11 protein-coding genes and 1 pseudogene are annotated in these 16,810 nt (G+C 65.3%); 4 read left to right on the top strand and 8 right to left on the bottom strand.

The features are described 5' to 3' along the window. Positions 1 to 46: 46 nt before the first annotated feature. The 3 genes from G455_RS0114980 (at position 47) to G455_RS25660 (ending at position 4,741) form a co-directional block, all read left to right on the top strand. Positions 47 to 994 (top strand): FecR family protein, encoded by a 948-nt coding sequence (locus G455_RS0114980; RefSeq protein WP_028094445.1) that lies wholly within the window; start codon positions 47 to 49, stop codon positions 992 to 994. 155 nt (positions 995 to 1,149) lie between these two features. After that, positions 1,150 to 3,693: a TonB-dependent receptor gene (locus tag G455_RS0114975; RefSeq protein ID WP_161629399.1), complete on the top strand. Its 2,544-nt coding sequence runs from the start codon at positions 1,150 to 1,152 to the stop codon at positions 3,691 to 3,693. Between the two features lie 109 nt (positions 3,694 to 3,802). Further along, complete coding sequence (locus tag G455_RS25660; RefSeq protein ID WP_051312542.1) at positions 3,803 to 4,741, top strand: calcium-binding protein; 939 nt, start codon at positions 3,803 to 3,805, stop codon at positions 4,739 to 4,741. Between the two features lie 289 nt (positions 4,742 to 5,030). On the opposite strand, the gene G455_RS0114965 is transcribed toward G455_RS25660, so the two are convergent. From G455_RS0114965 to G455_RS24240, 7 genes are all read right to left on the bottom strand, one after another. Next, complete coding sequence (locus tag G455_RS0114965; RefSeq protein ID WP_028094443.1) at positions 5,031 to 7,412, bottom strand: heavy metal translocating P-type ATPase; 2,382 nt, start codon at positions 7,410 to 7,412, stop codon at positions 5,031 to 5,033. A 768-nt stretch (positions 7,413 to 8,180) separates the two neighbouring features. Beyond that, positions 8,181 to 9,827, bottom strand: a complete 1,647-nt coding sequence (locus G455_RS24245) for an ABC transporter ATP-binding protein (RefSeq protein ID WP_051312541.1) — start codon at positions 9,825 to 9,827, stop codon at positions 8,181 to 8,183. A gap of 13 nt (positions 9,828 to 9,840) precedes the next feature. After that, positions 9,841 to 10,968, bottom strand: coding sequence for an ABC transporter permease (locus G455_RS0114950; RefSeq protein WP_028094442.1), 1,128 nt, complete (start codon positions 10,966 to 10,968; stop codon positions 9,841 to 9,843). Beyond that, a complete protein-coding gene (locus G455_RS0114945) occupies positions 10,961 to 11,884 on the bottom strand; it encodes an ABC transporter permease (RefSeq protein WP_028094441.1) in 924 nt (307 codons plus the stop codon). Before G455_RS0114945 ends, G455_RS0114950 begins: the two co-directional genes overlap by 8 nt. 60 nt (positions 11,885 to 11,944) lie before the next feature. Next, positions 11,945 to 13,534 carry a peptide ABC transporter substrate-binding protein gene (locus G455_RS0114940; RefSeq protein WP_028094440.1) on the bottom strand — a complete coding sequence of 530 codons (1,590 nt, stop codon included), beginning with the start codon at positions 13,532 to 13,534 and terminating at the stop codon, positions 11,945 to 11,947. Positions 13,535 to 13,599: 65 nt separating this feature from the next. Further along, the gene (pip, locus tag G455_RS0114935; protein WP_028094439.1) at positions 13,600 to 14,574 is read right to left on the bottom strand and encodes a prolyl aminopeptidase; all 975 of its coding nucleotides are present in this window, start codon (positions 14,572 to 14,574) and stop codon (positions 13,600 to 13,602) included. Next, complete coding sequence (locus G455_RS24240; RefSeq protein ID WP_051312540.1) at positions 14,571 to 15,518, bottom strand: serine hydrolase; 948 nt, start codon at positions 15,516 to 15,518, stop codon at positions 14,571 to 14,573. Before G455_RS24240 ends, pip begins: the two co-directional genes overlap by 4 nt. A gap of 103 nt (positions 15,519 to 15,621) precedes the next feature. On the opposite strand from G455_RS24240, the gene G455_RS0114925 reads away from it, so the two are divergent. Beyond that, positions 15,622 to 16,494: a LysR family transcriptional regulator gene (locus G455_RS0114925; protein WP_028094438.1), complete on the top strand. Its 873-nt coding sequence runs from the start codon at positions 15,622 to 15,624 to the stop codon at positions 16,492 to 16,494. Positions 16,495 to 16,520: 26 nt separating this feature from the next. Here the strand turns inward: G455_RS0114925 and G455_RS24235 are convergent. Continuing rightward, positions 16,521 to 16,810, bottom strand: a pseudogene (locus tag G455_RS24235) (IS5/IS1182 family transposase); the annotation flags it as partial.

Below are 16,810 nucleotides of genomic sequence, written 5' to 3'. Positions count from 1 at the left end.
GTCTGTCCCATAAAGCCAGCGACACGGCCACGAGGGACTGGGCAGGGTGAGCGACGAAGACGGAACAGAGCGTGCGGTATTCGAGGCGGCGGCGGATTGGCTGCTGCGGCTGAATGCCGGTGGGCAGGATGCCGAGCTGCGGCAGGCGTTCGAGCGCTGGCTTGCCGATCCACGCCATCGCGTCGCCTGGCAGCAGGTTCAGCGCACCTGGGACATGCTGGGGGTGCCCGAGGCGGCGCCGGTGGTGCCGCTGCGGCCATATCGGCGGCGCCTGGGGAGGCTGCTGGCCGGCGGTCTGGCGGTGGCGGCTGCGGCCGTGCTCTGGCTGGCGCTGCCGGCGATGTTGCTGGCGGTGCGCGCCGATTACCGCACCGCCCGGGCCGAGACCGAGACGGTGCATATGGCCGATGGGTCCCTGGTCGAGCTGGGGGGCGCCAGTGCGGTTCGCGCCGATCTGAAGGGGAAGGTGCGGCAGGTGGAACTCTTGGCGGGGGAGGCGTTCTTTGATGTCGCCCCGGATCGTGCCCGCCCCTTCGTCGTCGAGGCTGCCGGGGTCGAGATCACGGTGCACGGCACCGCCTTCGATGTACTGGTGACGTCGGAGGCCACCACCGTCGCGCTGCTCCGCGGTGCGGTGGAGGCCGCACCCGAGGCCACCGGGGCGGGGTATCGGCTCAAACCCGGAGAGAAGATCATCGTCGATCATCGCAGCGGGGCCGCACGGATCGAGACCGTCACGCCGCAGGACATCGGTGCCTGGCGCGATGGCCGCATGTTCCTGAGCGACATGACCCTGGCCGAGGCGGTGGAGGTGGTCGGGCGATATCATCCGGCGGCCTGGATCGTCATCCCCGATCGCACCCTGGCCCTGCAACGGGTCAATGCGCTGATAGACCTGAACGACGCTGATGCGGCGCTGGCGCTGCTGGCCGCCCCCTTCGGGGCGAAGGTCCGCGATCTCACTCCACTGGGGCGGGTGATCACCCGGCTCTGAAGTTTTCTGACAAAAAATATCGGAAATTTGTGAAAATCCGGTCTCCGGCCTGACAATTTGGCCGAGCTGTTTGTCCTTATTCCTGAGAGCGCGCCGAAATTCTGGGGTGCGCAGAAGGAACGAAGGGACAAAGACGCATGTTGGGAACGGGTGGATTGGATCGGAAAGGTCACCGTCGCGGACGGGGGCTGCTGATGATCGGCGTGGCGCTGGCGGCCCTGATGGCGGGACCGGGGCCGATCGCCTCTGTCGCCCGTGCCCAGACTGCGGGCCCGTCCGTTTCCGGCGCCCGGGCGTTTGACATTCCGGCCCAGCCCCTGCGCGATGCGCTGGGCCAGTTCGGTCGTCAGGCCGGGCTGCCGGTATCCTTTGCCTCGGCGACCTCGGCAGGGCTCCGCTCGCAGCCGGTCAAGGGCACCATGGCCCCGGATGAGGCGCTGACCCGGCTGCTGGGGGGCACCGGGGTGAGCTGGCGGGTCGCGGGTGGCGCGGTGATTGTCGAACAGGCGCCGGCGCCGCCGATGGCCTCGGAACTGGGGGCGGAGGATGGGCTGATCGTGCTCGACGCCATCACCGTCGCGAGCAGCAGCCTCGGGCAGGGGTTCACCGAGGATACCCCCTATAAGACCGCCGGGTCGGTCTCGCATATCTCGCGCGAGCAGATCGACCGGGTGCCGCCGACCTCGGCCGGGGACATGTTCTCGAACACGCCCGGTGTGATCGCTGCAGGCAATCATGTCGGCACTTCGGTCAACCCGAACATCCGGGGGTTGCAGGGAATGGGCCGGGTCAAGGTGACGGTGGACGGCACCGAACAGACCACCAGTTCCTATCGCGGCTATATCGGCAGCCGGGACGAGACCTATATCGACCCGGACCTGATCGGTGGCATCGACATTACCAAGGGGCCGAGTGGTGGCGCCGGCGGCGGCATCGGCGGATCGGTCGCCGTGCGGACCCTGCTGCCCGAGGATATCATCCCCGAGGGCAAGGATTGGGGTGTGCGGCTGAAGGGGGGGCTGGGCGGAAATACCAGGGCACCGTCGGCAATCGGCACGTCCAGTCAGGCCAGTGACCCCAGTTTTCTAAATAGCGACAGCTGGACCGGCAGCATCGCCGCCGCCACCACCAGCGACAACTTCGACATCATCGCTGCGTTTTCCAAACGCAAGCAGGGCAACTATTTCGCGGGGTCCCTCGCGCCGTCCTATTTCCGCTTCCCGGGCGAGACCAATGCCAACTCCATCGTGCGGCCGGGGCAGGAGGTGTCCAACACCTCGGAAGATACCCAGTCTATATTGCTGAAGGGCAGCCTGCGCTGGGGCGACGGCCACAACCTGCAACTGGGCTATTCCCGTTATGACAGCACCCATGGCGAGATCATGGAGCTGATGTATGCCCCCTGGTACGGCAACGCACAGCGGGCGCTGAGCCAGACGACGGTCGACACCTATACGATGAAATACCGCTGGCAGCCGGCGGCCTATAGCTGGGTCAACCTGCGCGCCAACCTCTGGATGACGGATCTTGACCGGGTGAACGGCAGCTTTGCGCCGGGATCGGCCGCATATGGCAACAGCCAGGTGCGGACCTGGGGCGGGGATATATCGAACACCGCGGCGGTGGATGTCGGACTTGTCCCGCTCGATATCGAGGTCGGGATGAATTTCACCCGAGAGGACGCCTCGACCGATCAGTGGCTGAACGGCACCCGGTGGGAGACGCCGGGCCCCTCGGGCATCCGCAAGACCTTCGGCGGCTATGTGAACCTGCGGGCGGATGTCACCGACCGGATCGAGCTGCGGGGTGGGCTGCGTTATGATTATTACGAATCCCGTGGCAAGGGGTATCTGGCCGATTACCCCGACCGGTCCGAAGGGCACCTGAGCCCGAACGCCGGCATCACCTATACGCCTTATGCCGGCATCCAGCTTTTCGCGCTTTACAAGGAGGGGCTGCGCCCGCCCAGTCTGCGGGAAACCCACTGGAATTATCAGAACCTTCTGGTCAACAATCCGGATCTCCAAGGTGAAAAGGCGCAGGACATCGAACTGGGGCTGAACGTCCTGCGCGAAGGGGTGTTCCTGCCTGGTGACAACCTGCGCCTCAAGGCCACGCTGTTCCGCAACCGGTATCGGGATTATATCGTGCGCGCCTCGGCCGACCCGGCCTCAACGTATCCCTATCAGTGGACCAACATCGACCGCGCCGATTACCGGGGCTATGAAATCTCGGGCGCCTATGATGCCGGGGGCTGGTTCGTCGAGGCGGCGCTGACGCGGTATAACTCGATCGAATATTGCTATAACGGCCAATGCGGCACGCCGGGATCGGCCGACGCGCTGGGGCGGGATTATACCGCCAATTACATCCCGCCGAAATATTCCGGGACAGTATCCATCGGGGCGCGTCTGCTGGATCGCCGGCTGACCCTTGGCGCCCGGGCGCAATTCGCCGGTGTCCGTTTCGGCAGCGACTGGGGAGCGGTGGAAAACGAAACGGGTCAGGTCGGCACCAATTTCACCTGGCCGAGTTACGAGGTCTATGACCTGTTCGGCAGCTATGCCTTCAACGACACCACCATGCTGAACTTCAGCATCGAGAATATTACCGACAAATACTATTACACCGCGCTGTCCTCGGGGGGGATCCCCTCCCCGGGCCGCACCGCGCGCGTGTCATTGACCGTGACGTTCTGAAACCAAGCACAACCCGCAAGGCAATCGCATGGAGATTCCCGGCGCGGAGCCGGGAGAAGGGGTTCGCCATGAGGCGGACAAGACGAGTGTGCAATCAAGGAGACAGAAGATGGCACTTCAACCAGTGACGATCAACCTGACCAGCGCCAGCAGCGATCTGCAGCAATATCTGAGCGATTGGGAAGATGGCTATACCGCCGATAACAGCGGTTATTTCTATCCTGATGGGGGGGCATCCTATTCGCAATGGGCCGCCGGGGATACCAGTGACTCCTCCTCTTCCGCGATCCTGTCGGGGGATTTCACTTACGGCGCGCCCGGTGGGTTCAACGGTTATGTCGATAGCCTGACCTTCGGCAACAGCCTGGACGGGTCGTCGACGACCGGCTTTGCCCAGACCGAGGAACTGGAGGTTGTCTTTGACAATACCATCGAGGGTACTGACACCGAATTCACCGAGGCGATCTATGTGCTGTCGAACCATGGCACGCTGGATGACCAAAGTGCCTTCGGGATGGTCTTCAGCGGGTTCAACAGCTATTTCGACACCTATGGCACCACCATCAACGGCACCGGCGGCGCTGATGTGATCGAGGCCTGGGCAGGCAATGATACCGTATTCGGCGGGGCCGGGGCCGATTACATCGACGGCGGGGCCGGGAATGATATCCTGCGCGGCCAGGCCGGTCAGGACACGCTGCTGGGCGGGGCCGGCGACGATGCGCTTTACGGTGGTGCCGGTCGCGATACGCTCGATGGCGGGGTCGGGGACGATACGCTGACCGGAGGCAACGGGGCTGACACTTTTGTCTTCAGCGGAACGGATTTCGGCGCCGATGTGGTTACTGATTTCAACGCCGGCAGTGCTTCGTCCTCGGTCGATCTGATCGAACTGAGCACCGAGGCCTTCGCCGATTGGTCGGCGGTCTCTGCGGCGAGCGCTCAGGTCGGCAGCGACGTGGTGATCAGCTATGACGCCAGCAATTCGATCACTTTGCTGGGCGTCACGCTGGGCGATCTCGACACCGGTGATTTCCTCTTCGTCTGAGCGATCCCGTGAACGGCATGGTACCCCGCTGAGCAAGGCACCTTTCCCCGCGGCCAGAGGCTGCGGGGGCCGTGCTTCAACATCCGCCAGGATGATCGTCCTGCCGCGCCCGCCGGTGACCGGCCCGCGCTTGTAACTGCTTCGATTACCAAGAGAATTCTCGTGGCCAGGGATGGGCCGCGAGTGACATCCGAACTTCGCGCCAATCACGCGAGACGATCATCACTGCAACACCATCCCGGCCCGCGAACCTGGGGCCAATGTCAGGGGCCCGTGGCGATCCGCGCCGTTACAGCTGCAGCCGCCGCAGTCTGAGCGCATTGGCAATCACCGATACCGAGGACATCGACATGGCGGCGGCGGCGATCATCGGGGAGAGCAGCAGGCCGAAGACCGGGTAGAGCACACCGGCCGCCAACGGGATGCCGGCCGCGTTGTAGACGAAGGCAAAGAACAGGTTCTGCTTGATATTGCGCAGCGTCGCCTTGGCCAGCTTGCGCGCTCGCACGATACCGGTGAGATCGCCGCCCAGCAGCGTCAGCCCGGCGCTTTCCACCGCAACATCGGCACCTGTGCCCATGGCGATCCCCACGTCCGCCGCTGCCAGCGCCGGTGCGTCGTTGACACCGTCTCCGGCCATGGCGACCGACCGGCCCGCCGCGCGCAATTCGTCGACGAAGGCCTTTTTCCCCTCTGGCAGGACACCCGCCCGCACGTCGTCGATGCCGAGCTTTGCGGCCACCACCTCGGCGGTGTGCTGGTTGTCGCCGGTGGCCATGATGACCCGCAGGCCCTGGGCATGCAGGTCGCGGATCGCGGCTGCGGTGGTCTCCTTGATCGGGTCGGCCACCGCGACGATGCCGGTCAAAGCGCCGTCGACGGCGACGAACATCGCGGTCTTGCCCTCGGCCCGAAGCGCGTCGGCCCGGTCTTCATAGGTGGCGATATCGCCGCCGACCGCCTGCATCAGGGCGCTGTTGCCAAGCGCGACGGACCGGCCACCCACCGATCCGGTGACGCCCTTGCCGGTCACCGCCTCGAACTCCGTCGCCTTCTCGAGCGTCACGCCGCGCGCGCGGGCCCCCTCGACGATGGCCTCGGCGAGCGGATGTTCCGAGCCGCGCTCCAGCGCCGCGGCGAAGGAGAGAACCTCATCCTCTGGGAGGTCCCCAAGCGCGATGACATCGGTCAGCTTCGGTTGGCCCTCGGTCAGCGTGCCGGTCTTGTCGACGATCAGGGTGTCGACGCGGGCCATGCGTTCCAGCGCTTCGGCATCCTTGATCAGGACGCCGGCCTGCGCGCCGCGCCCCGCCGCCGTTGTGATCGAGATCGGCGTCGCGAGCCCGAGCGCGCAGGGGCAGGCGATGATCAGCACCGAAACCGCCGCGGCGATGGCGAAGATGAAGGCCGGGCTTGGCCCCACGAACAGCCAGACGGCAAAGGCGAGAAGGGCGATGCCCACGACCGTTGGCACGAAGATTTCCGAAACGCGATCTGCAAGGCCCTGGATCGGTGCCCGCGAACGGCGCGCGCCGGCCACCATATCGACGATCTGTGCCAACACGGTGTCGGAGCCGACCGCGGTTGCGCGGATCGCCAGCGTGCCGTTCTTGTTGATCGTGCCGCCGGTCACCCGATCACCTTCGGTCTTTTCGACTGGCAACGATTCTCCGGTGATCATGCTCTCGTCGATCGAGGAATGGCCCTCGATGACTTCGGCATCGACCGGCACGCTGTCGCCGGGGCGCACCCGCAGCAGATCGCCCGCCACGATGTTTTCCAGCGGCGCGTCGTATTCAGAACCGTCCGGCAGGATGCGGCGCGCGGTCTTGGGCGCCAGAACCATGAGGGCGCGAATGGCATCGCCGGTGCGTTCGCGGGCGCGCAGTTCCAGCACTTGGCCCACAAAGATCAGCGCGATGATGACCGCCGCCGCCTCGTAATAGGTGCCGACGTTGCCATCCAACCGGTATTGCTCGGGGAAAACACCGGGCAGGAAGGTGGCGACCAGCGAATAGAGATAGGCCGCGCCGACGCCGAGCGAAATCAGTGTCCACATGTTCGGCGAGCGGTTCTTGATGGAGTCCCAGCCGCGCCGGAAGAAGGGCCGCGCCGCCCAGAGGACGACCGGCGTTGCCAGGAGGAATTCCAGATAGACAGCGATCCTGTGGCCGATCCCGTCGCGCACCGGCAGACCGATCATTTCACCCATTGTCAGGATGATCAGCGGCACGGCAGCGGCGGCGCTGATCCACATCCGCCGGGTGAAATCGGTCAGCTCTTCGGATGGTTCATCGCTTGGCACCACCGGTTCCAGCGCCATGCCGCAGATCGGGCAGGCGCCGGGTTCGTCGCGCACGATCTGCGGGTGCATGGGGCAGGTCCATTGGGTGCCCCGTGGGACGGGCTTGCCCACCTTCGCCGAATTGCCGGAGGCATAGAACCAGGGATCGGCGTCGAATTTCGTTTGGCAACCCGCTGAGCAGAAATAGAAGGTGCCGCCGTCGAAATCCCGTGTCCGGGTGTCCGGCTTGATGGTGACGGACATGCCGCAGACGGGATCAGTCGCCGTTTCTCCCGCTTCCGCAGACGCGTGGCCATGGCTGCTGTGACCCTGATCCGCGTGGTCATGGGATGAATGATCGTGGTGCTGATGGGAATGTTGCGACATTTCGAATATTCCTGACTGTTCCGCACAGTTAAATAGTCCTTCCCCCCACTGGAGGGTCAAGGTCCGATTGGCGATCATGTCAGAGGGGCGCGAATGATGAGAAGTTCTGTAGCGGGCGGCGCGCGACAGGGCAGGTCACCTGATCGCTCAACAGGGCGGGATTTTGCGGTGTCGTGTTGATCGCAAGCCCGCAGCCCGTTGGGTCAGGTCGGCAATCGCAGTCCCGCCGCCGCATCGTTTGACGATATCCTTGACCGGCTGGGGCAGCTCAATTGCCTAGCCCGGGCGAGGGCTATGTCGCTGCCGCGAGGGGGGATGCAGAAGCATTCAAACTCCAAGCGGCCTATCTGGGGCACGGGGCGGCAGGCGCTGTGGAGGCCTGGCTGAGATTGCCGGCGCCGCGCGACGAGGAGATGCTGCTGACGTCCATCGAAGCGATGTATCCGGCATGGTTGGCGCCGGTCATGAAGGGCAGCACATAACCTGTGCGCCCCCTGCGCTCTCCGCTTGGGCATCCCCGGGCTCCGCTCACGGCAGGATGCAAGGAGCCGGGACCGGTCTGCAGCTCAATCGCCGTCAGGGTTTCCGTTAAGTGGCGCCCCGCGTATTCTCAAGCTTTGGCCAAGGCAGCCTTGGCCAAAGCTTGAACAAATCCTTTCTGATCGGATCCTTTGCCTCGTCTTCGCGCCGAATATGCCGCCGATGCCTGCGCAACCGCGATGAGCGCTGCCGCTCATTCGCGACGCAGGGCAAAGCGGTTCATCATCGTTAGCTGCTCAGTTCCGGCATCTGGCGGATCGGATTGGCGATGCGTCCCAGGTCTTCAAGGCCTGCTGCTGCCATCAACTTGCGGGCATAGGGGGTTTGCGGCGCGGTCAGGACCTGCTCGACAGCGCCTTGCTCGACCACTTCGCCCTGCTTCATCACGATCACTCGATCCGCCAGCGCCCGCACCACCGCCAGATCGTGGCTGACAAAGACATAGGCCAGCCCATGCCGCGCCTGCAGATCGCGCAGCAGGTCGATCACCTGACGCTGCACCATCCGGTCGAGCGCCGAGGTCGGCTCATCCAGCACCAGCAGACGCGGCTTGAGGATCAGCGCGCGGGCGATCGCGATACGCTGGCGCTGCCCGCCCGAGAATTCGTGGATATAGCGATGTCGTGCCGCACCGGGCAACCCGACCTCTTCCAGCGCGGCGATCGCGGCGCGGTCGCGGGCGGCCGCATCCAGATCGGGGCGATGCACGAGCAGGCCTTCGGTCACGATCTGGCCCGCGCTCAGATGTGGGCTAAGGGCACCGAACGGGTCCTGGAACACCACCTGGATCTGCGCCCGCCAGGGCCGCAGCGCGCGCCGCCCCAAGGCTGTCAGATCGTGCCCGTCAAAGCGGATTTCGCCGCTCGCGTCGATCAGCCGAAGAATGGCCCGCGCCAGCGTCGACTTGCCTGATCCGCTTTCACCGACGATGCCCAGCGTCTCGCCCGCCTTCAGATCAAGGTCGATGCCATGCAGGATCTCCAGCCGAGAGCGTCCGCTGCCAAAGCTGACGCGCAGCGCCCGGGTGCGCAGGATCTCGGGGGCTTCGGGGGCGGGCGGGGCCTTGTGTCCGCTCGGCTCCGCATCGAGCAGCGCGCGGGTGTAGGGATGGCTCGGGGCGGTGAACAGCGCGTCGGTTGCGCCTTGTTCGACGACCTCGCCGGCACGCATCACATAGACCCGGTCGGCGATATGGCGCACCAGCCCCAGATCATGGGTGATGAACACCACCCCCATGCCGTTCTGTCGCTGCAGATCGCGCATCAAGGCGATGATCTCGGCCTGGATCGTCACATCCAGCGCCGTCGTCGGCTCGTCCGCGATCAGCAGCGACGGGCGATTGGCCAGCGCCATCGCGATCATCACCCGCTGCCGCTGTCCACCCGAAAGCTCATGCGGATAGGCGCGCATCTTGCGCTCGGGATCGGGCATCTGCACCAGCTTGAGCATTTCGAGCGCGCGCGCCCGCGCTGCCCGGCGCCCGATCCGCTGATGGCGCAGGATCGGTTCCACGATCTGATTGCCGATCCGGTAGAGCGGATCGAGCGAGGTCATCGGCTCCTGGAAGATCATTGACATCTGCGACCCGCGCAGCGCCCGCAGATCGCTGCGTGCCATCCCCAGAAGGTCGCGCCCCTGGAAGGCGATGCGCCCCTCGGCGGTGGCATTGCCCGGCAAGAGGCCCATCGCGGCCAGCATCGACTGGCTCTTGCCGGAACCGCTCTCGCCGACGATCGCGACGATCTCGCCCGGGTTCACATGAAAGGACACGTCGCGCACGGCAAGCATCGGCTCCCCTGCACCACGATAGCGGATCGAAAGCCCCTCGACAGACAGAAGCGGCGGCGTGGTGCCAATCTCATCCAGCTTGGTCATCCGGCCTCTCCCTTCAATGGTCGCGCGGGTCGAGCGCATCGCGCAGCCCGTCGCCGAGGAAATTCAGTGCAAACAGTGTCGAGATCAGGAACAGCGAGGGAAACAGCAGCATCCAGTTCGCCGAAGGCATCGCCCGGGCACCCTGGGCGATCAGCACGCCCCAGCTCGACATCGGTTCCTGCACCCCGAAGCCGAGATAGGACAGGAAGCTTTCCAGAATGATCACATTCGGCACCAGCAGCGTCATGAACACGATCACCGGGCCCAGAAGGTTCGGCACGATGTGCCGGATCAGGATCCGCGACCAACTGACCCCCAGCGCCTCGGCCGCCTCGACGAATTCGCGCCGCCGGAGCGACAGCGTCTGCCCGCGCACGATCCGCGCCATGTCGAGCCACAGCACCGCGCCCACCGCCACGAACATCAGCAGGAAATTGCGGCCGAAGAATACCACCAGCATGATCACGAAGAAGATGAAGGGCAGCGAATAGAGCACATCGACGATGCGCATCATCACCTGATCGGTGATCCGGCCGGCAAAACCCGAGATCGCGCCGTAAAGCACGCCGATGACCATCGCGACCAGCCCCGACAGCAGCCCGATCGACAGCGACACCCGCCCTGCGATCAGCGTGCGCGCCATCAGGTCGCGCCCGGTGGCATCGGTGCCGAACAGAAAGCGGTGCCGTTCGATCCGCGTGGTCAGTTGCGCCGTATCGGCGTCCCCGGGGATAAGCTCGGTGCCCTCGAACAGGTCCGAGCGGTCGAAATAGCGCGCCGCGCGCGGGTCGACCGCACGGCCCCCGGTGGCGAGGGTGGCATGGATCACGTCGCCCTCGCGGCGCCAGTCGGTCACCTCGAGCCGGGCGCGCCGTGCCGCGGCCTCGAAGGCGGGGCCGACGGCCTCGGCGCGCGGGTGGCTCGCCAGGCTGGCGGGCTCATTGGTGTAGCTTTGGAAGATCCGGTCATAGCTGTTGGGCGCGAGCATCGGCCCGAACACACAGGCCAGCACCATCAGCACCAGATAGACAAGGCTTGCCATCGCCAGCCGGTTGCGACGCAGCCGCGCCCAGGCATTGCCCCAGAACGACAGTCCGCGCCCTTCGGGGGCCGGTTCCGGCATGGTCGCAACGTCAGTCATAGCGCACCCTCGGGTCGATGATCGTGTAGACGATGTCCACGATCAGGTTGAACAGGATGGTGAAAACCGCCAGCACCACGACCGCGCCCATCACCACGGTATAGTCGCGGTTCAGCGCGGCATCGACGAAGTAGCGCCCGACGCCCGGGATCGAGAAGATCGTTTCGACCACGACCGAGCCGGTCATCAGCGCCGCTGCGGCGGGGCCGGCGTAGGACACCACCGGCAGCAGCGCCGAGCGCAACGCATGACGTAGTACCACCGCCAGTTCGCTCAGGCCCAATGCGCGGGCGGTGCGGATATGATGGCTGTGCAGCGCTTCGATCATCGAGGATCGCATAAGCCGCGCAACGACGGCAAGCTGCGGCAGCATCAGGCAGATCACCGGTCCGACCAGGTTGCGAAACGCGCCGCCGTCCCAGCCGCCCACCGGCAGCCAGCGCAGGCCGAGCGCGAAGACAAGCTGGAACACCGGGGCAACCACGAAGGTGGGGATCGTGCTGCCCGCGGTGGCCAGCGTCACCACCAGCCGGTCGACCCAGCCATTGCGGCGCAGTGCCGCCCAGACGCCCAATGCGCCGCCCAGCACCAGAGCCACCACCAGTGCCCAGCCGCCCAGCCGCACCGACACCGGCAGCCCTGCCGCCAAGAGTTCGGCCACGCTGAATTCGGGCATGGTGAAACTGGGACCCAGATCGCCCCGGACCAGATTGCCCAGATAGATCGTATATTGCTGCATCAGCGGCAGATCGAGGTGATAGGCGCGTTCGAGATTGGCGCGGATCACCGGGTCCAGCGCGCGTTCCTGGTCGAACGGGCCACCGGGCGCCACGCGCATCATGAAGAAGGTCAGCGTGACCACGGCGACCAGCGTCGGCACTGCGGTCAGCAATCGCCAGAAGATATAGCGTGTCATCAAGTGTCCTTCGCGACGGTCAGGGGCGGTGCCCGACCGGAAAGGCCGGGCACCGGGCGATCATTTCACGCTCAGGAAACGGCTCGGATGCACGTCGAGCACGTTGTCGTTCCAGCCCTCGACCCGATCCGAAACCAGGTTGTGATAGCTGTAGAACATCAGCGGCATGACACAGAGATCGCGCGCCACCCCGAGTGCCTCGGCCTGATGCAGGGTCTGCATCCGCGCCTTCGGGTCGGCCTCTGCCGCCGCCTCGGCCATCAGTGCGTCGAACTCGGGGCTGGCATAATTGGTCATGTTGTTCCCTGTGCCGCTGGTGCACAGCGACAGGAAATTCTCGGGGTCGGCATAATCGGCAAACCATGCGGCCCGGGCCATGTCGTAATCGCCCTTCTGCTCGAGATAGCCATAGTGCGATTTGGTATCCAGATTGACCAGGCTCACGTCGATGCCGAAGGGGGCCAGCATCTCTTGCACCGCGACCGCGGTGTTGGTGTTGTTGTCGGAGGTGTTGTAGCGCAGCTCCAGCTTGATCGGGCTCTCGGGCGTGATGCCAAGCCCGGTCAGGATCTCGGTCGCGGCATCCTCGCGGTCGATCTGCCCCAATGTGGCATAGTCCAGAAGCGCGCTCTGATAGCCTTCGATCCCCGGCGGCACGAAGGAATAGGCGGGCAGCATCGTATCCTGCCAGACCTTCTGGGACAGGAACTCCCGGTCGATCAGCATCGAGATCGCCTGACGCAGCGCCGGATCGCTCCACGGTGCCTTATCGGTCTTGAAGCCGTAGTAATAGGTGCCGAGCGTCGGCCCCACCCGCAGCTGATCGCCGAATTTTGCGCGCAGATCCTCGGTCTGGCTGGTCGGGAAATCGCGGTTGGTGTCCAGTTCGCCCGCCTCGAAGCGTTTGACCGCAGCGGCGGTGTCGGCGGTGGGGTAATAGTCGATCCGGTCGATCGCGACGCCTGCCGCATCCCAGAATTCGGGGTTCTTGGTCAGGGTGATGTGATCGTTGGGCACGAAGTCCGTCAGGGTATAGGCGCCGTTGCTGACCAGATTGCCCGGTTTGGTGAAGGCGGCACCGAACTTGGCGACATTGGCGGACTGTACCGGATAGGTCGACTGATGCGTCAACATCTTGAGGAAATAGGGCGTCGGCGCATTCAGCGTCACCTCGACCCGGTGATCGTCCAGAGCGCGAATGCCCAGATCTTCGGGCGGCAACTTGCCCGCGGTGATCTCGGAGGCATTCTTTACCGGCGCCAGCATGTAGGCATATTCGGCCGCGGTCTCGGGGGTGACCACGCGCTGCCAGGAAAAGACGAAATCCTGCGCCGTGACCGGGCTGCCGTCGGACCATTTGCCATCGGCGCGCAGCGTGAAGGTATAGACCAGCCCGTCGTCGGAAACGGTCCAGCTTTCGGCTGCGTCGGGCACTAGGCGTGCGTCCGCATCGAGCCCGATCAGACCGCTGAACAGATCGCGCATCAGGTTCGCCTCGGCCAGCGTCGAGGTGCGGTGCGGATCGAGCGATTCCGGATCGTCAAGGTTGCCGCGGTTCAGCACGGTTTCGGCGAAGCCCGCCGCGGGCAGCGCCAGCACGGCCAGTAGCGCCAGCATCGAAGGGGTGGAGCGCAGGAAACGATGTTGCATGGAAGATCCTCTCGGTTGGGAAGGGGGCCCCCGTTTGGTCAGGGGTCTGGTGGGGTTGAAATGGGTCAGCCGGGCGGTATCGGCACGCGCGGCGAATGGCGTTCGGTGGTGGTGACCATGGCGTCGATGATCCCGGGCTCGGAACCGGCATGCCCGGCATCGGGCACCACGATCAGCTCGGCCTGCGGCAGCGCCCGCGCCAGCCGATGCGCGCCGATCATCGGCGTCACCATGTCATACCGCCCCTGCACCAGCGTGACCGGCAGCCCGGCGAGCCGCGCGACCTGGCCAAGCAGCCAGTCGGGGCCCGGGAAAAAACCGCGATTGACGAAGTAATGCGCCTCGATCCGGGCCAGCGCGACCGCCGTCTCGGGGTCTTCGAAGGCCTCGGCGCGCTCCGGATCGGGCAACAGCGACAGCGTCGCCCCCTCCCAGCGCGACCAGGCCCGGGCGCAGATCAGCGCCTCCTCTGGCACGTCGCCGAACAACCGCCGGTGATAGGCGCCCAGAAGATCGTCGCGTTCGGCCGGCGGGATCGGCGCCACGAAGGCCTCGAAGGCCTCGGGATGGATCATCGAGGCACCCGATTGATAGAACCAGCCCAGTTCGGCATCGCTCATCAGGAAGATGCCGCGCAGGATCAGTTCGGTCACCGCCTGGGGGTGGCGCACCGAATAGGCAAGGCCCAGCGTCGAGCCCCAGGAGCCGCCCACCACCTGCCAGCGGCCAATACCCAGATGCGCCCGCAGCGCCTCGATATCGGCCAGAAGATCCCAGGTGGTGTTTTCGGCGATCTCGGCATAGGGGGTCGAGCGACCGCAGCCGCGCTGGTCGAACAGGATGATCCGATAGGCCTCGGGGTCGTGCATCTGGCGCATCGCATCGCTGATCGAACCGCCCGGACCACCGTGCAGCACCAGCGCCGGCTTGCCCCGCGGGTTGCCGGCCTCCTGATAATAGATCCGGTGCAGGGCCGAAACCTGCAAGAACCCTTCGTGATAGGGTGCGCAGGCGGGAAACAGCGTGCGCCGGGCGGTCATGCCAGTGCCTCGGTGGGGTGCGGGGCGGGGGCCGCGAATTCGGCCTCAAGCAGCGCGCCGATCTCGGGGAAGATCATCGGATCGTCGACGCTGGTTTCCTTGCCCTGGGTCATCAGCACCACGATCAGTGCGCGTCCGTCGGGGCGGATCCAGCGCATCATGTCATGCTTGAAATACGAGCTGGCCGCATCGCCGGTCCAGGTGTTGTGCCCGGCCTTCGACCACAGGCGTGTGCCCTCGGACATGCCGCCGCCGAGGTATTCCGACAGCTGATAGGCGGACATCTGCGCGCGCGGATCGCGCCGGTCGCGCGCCATCTCGTCCCGGACCCGCGCCGTTTCCGCCGGCGGCAGGCCAAGGTCGGCGCCCTCGTACAGCTCCCACATCAGCCGGGCGCAGGCGAGCGGTGTCAGCACGTTGAGATATTCCCCCGCGGCCCCGGCATATTGCGCCTCCCGCCCATAGCGCATGTCGTCCATCAGCTTCTGCGTGATGTTGCAGCCCGCGAATTCGGGCCAGTCCCGCGCGGCGAAATACCGGTTCAGCCCCTCGCGCGCATCACGCCATGCCTCGAAGGCCGCTCCCTCGAGCAACGTGTCGCCGGTGGTGCCACTGAGCAGGTCGATCACGTAATTCGTCGCCGTGTTCGACGACCACAGGATCATGTCGCGCAGGGCACGATCCAGATCGTGGTGCATCACCAGCCGCCCCTGCGCCAGTTGATCGAGCGCATGCAGCAGATGGAAGCTCTTGACCAGGCTGCACGGATAACAGCGCCAGTCACCGCGCCAGGAAAACCCCTGCGGCTGGCCGTCGACGCCGCGTTCGACCAGCACCAGCCCCATGGTCTCGCCATGCACCCCGCGGGCACCGAACGCGGCCTCGATCCGTGCGACAAGCGCCGTGCCGCGGCGGGTCCATTCCGGGGTCTGGGTAAGAAACATGTGAGAGGCTTTCCGGCTGACTTAATTCTGTCGCTTTTCGATAGCATTCGTCCGTCCAATCAGTAAAATTATTAAAAAGGCATCTAGTATCGGAATTCTGATAGTGAACCTGCGCGAAATGGAGCTGTTCGGCACGCTGATGCGGGTCGGTACGACGATCGAGACGGCCCGCGTGCTGGGCTTGTCGCAACCGGCAGTCAGCGCCCAGCTCAAACGACTGGAAAGCCAGCTCGGGCTGCGGCTGTTCGAACGGACCGGTAACCGGCTGATGCCAACGGCAGAGGCGCAGGCGCTGTTTTCCGACACCGCCGCAATCTTCGCGACCCAGGCGCGGGTGAACGCCCGGGTCCGCGCCTTGCAACAGCGCGACACCATCAGCGTCACGATCTCGGCCACTCCGGCGATTGTTGAAGGGTTTCTCAGCACGCGGTTGGCGCAGGCGGGATTTCGCGATTGGAAGCGGCGGCTACGCCTCTGGGTGACCGACCCCGAAGAGGATGTGCGCAGCGGTCGCGCCGATTTCGGCATGCAGATGGCCTTTCCGGCCAAGGCCGATTTCCAGGCCCAGACCTTTGCCACGATCCCGCTGGTGGCAGTGATGCGGCGCGAGCATCCGCTGGCTGGCAGCGCGGAAATTACGCTGCCCGCGCTGGCCGCAAGCCGTCTGATCGCCTACGATCCGGCCTGGTCACCGATGGGCGACACGATCCGATCGACCTTTCAGAAGTTCAACCTCGCCTATGATACGTCTTGCGAGGTGCCGTTCTGTTCGACCGTCTGCCAACTGGTCGAGGCCTGCGGTGGGGTTGGCGTGATCGACCAACTCACCGCGGACAACATCCGTTCGGACAGCTTGGCGGTGCGACCCGTCGTGCATCTGCCCGGGGTGCCGCTGATCCTGTTCTATCGCCGCGGCCAGACCCTGCGCGGCGCCGCGCAGGAGTTGATCGCGCAGCTGAGCGCGAGCATCGCCTAGCAGGCTGCTGAAAAAGGCTGCCGTGAGGAACGGTTCTCCATCAGGCTATGGCCCATGAAGCACAGCATGGCCCCGGTGCCGGGAGACGTCTTGAACAGCCGGGCCTCGGGATCGCTCATCGACGCATGGGTGGCGTTCGATCGCCGCTCGCCACGGAAATCGACTTCGGCATTGCGGTTGCGGCATGTGGGGCGGACCATAGGTTCGGGCTCGGCGGTGGATCGGTCAGGGCCAGATGCGGGCGGCACACCGCCATCCGGCGGGGCGCCGGGATCATCGTCCCGGTCGGGCGCCACATCGTCCTTCGGCTGAAAGC

Source organism: Pseudodonghicola xiamenensis DSM 18339 (genome assembly GCF_000429365.1).
Taxonomy (GTDB): Bacteria; Pseudomonadota; Alphaproteobacteria; order Rhodobacterales; family Rhodobacteraceae; genus Pseudodonghicola; species Pseudodonghicola xiamenensis.
This window is presented reverse-complemented; position numbering and strand designations above follow the sequence as displayed.

Bases quoted from the DNA above. Each gene is read 5' to 3' on its own strand.
- G455_RS24240 (WP_051312540.1), bottom strand. From the start codon at position 15,518: ATGTTTCTTACCCAGACCCCGGAATGGACCCGCCGCGGCACGGCGCTT.
- G455_RS24245 (WP_051312541.1), bottom strand. From the start codon at position 9,827: ATGACCAAGCTGGATGAGATTGGCACCACGCCGCCGCTTCTGTCTGTC.
- G455_RS0114950 (WP_028094442.1), bottom strand. From the start codon at position 10,968: ATGACTGACGTTGCGACCATGCCGGAACCGGCCCCCGAAGGGCGCGGA.
- G455_RS0114945 (WP_028094441.1), bottom strand. From the start codon at position 11,884: ATGACACGCTATATCTTCTGGCGATTGCTGACCGCAGTGCCGACGCTG.
- G455_RS25660 (WP_051312542.1), top strand. From the start codon at position 3,803: ATGGCACTTCAACCAGTGACGATCAACCTGACCAGCGCCAGCAGCGAT.
- pip (WP_028094439.1), bottom strand. From the start codon at position 14,574: ATGACCGCCCGGCGCACGCTGTTTCCCGCCTGCGCACCCTATCACGAA.
- G455_RS0114965 (WP_028094443.1), bottom strand. From the start codon at position 7,412: ATGTCGCAACATTCCCATCAGCACCACGATCATTCATCCCATGACCAC.
- G455_RS0114940 (WP_028094440.1), bottom strand. From the start codon at position 13,534: ATGCAACATCGTTTCCTGCGCTCCACCCCTTCGATGCTGGCGCTACTG.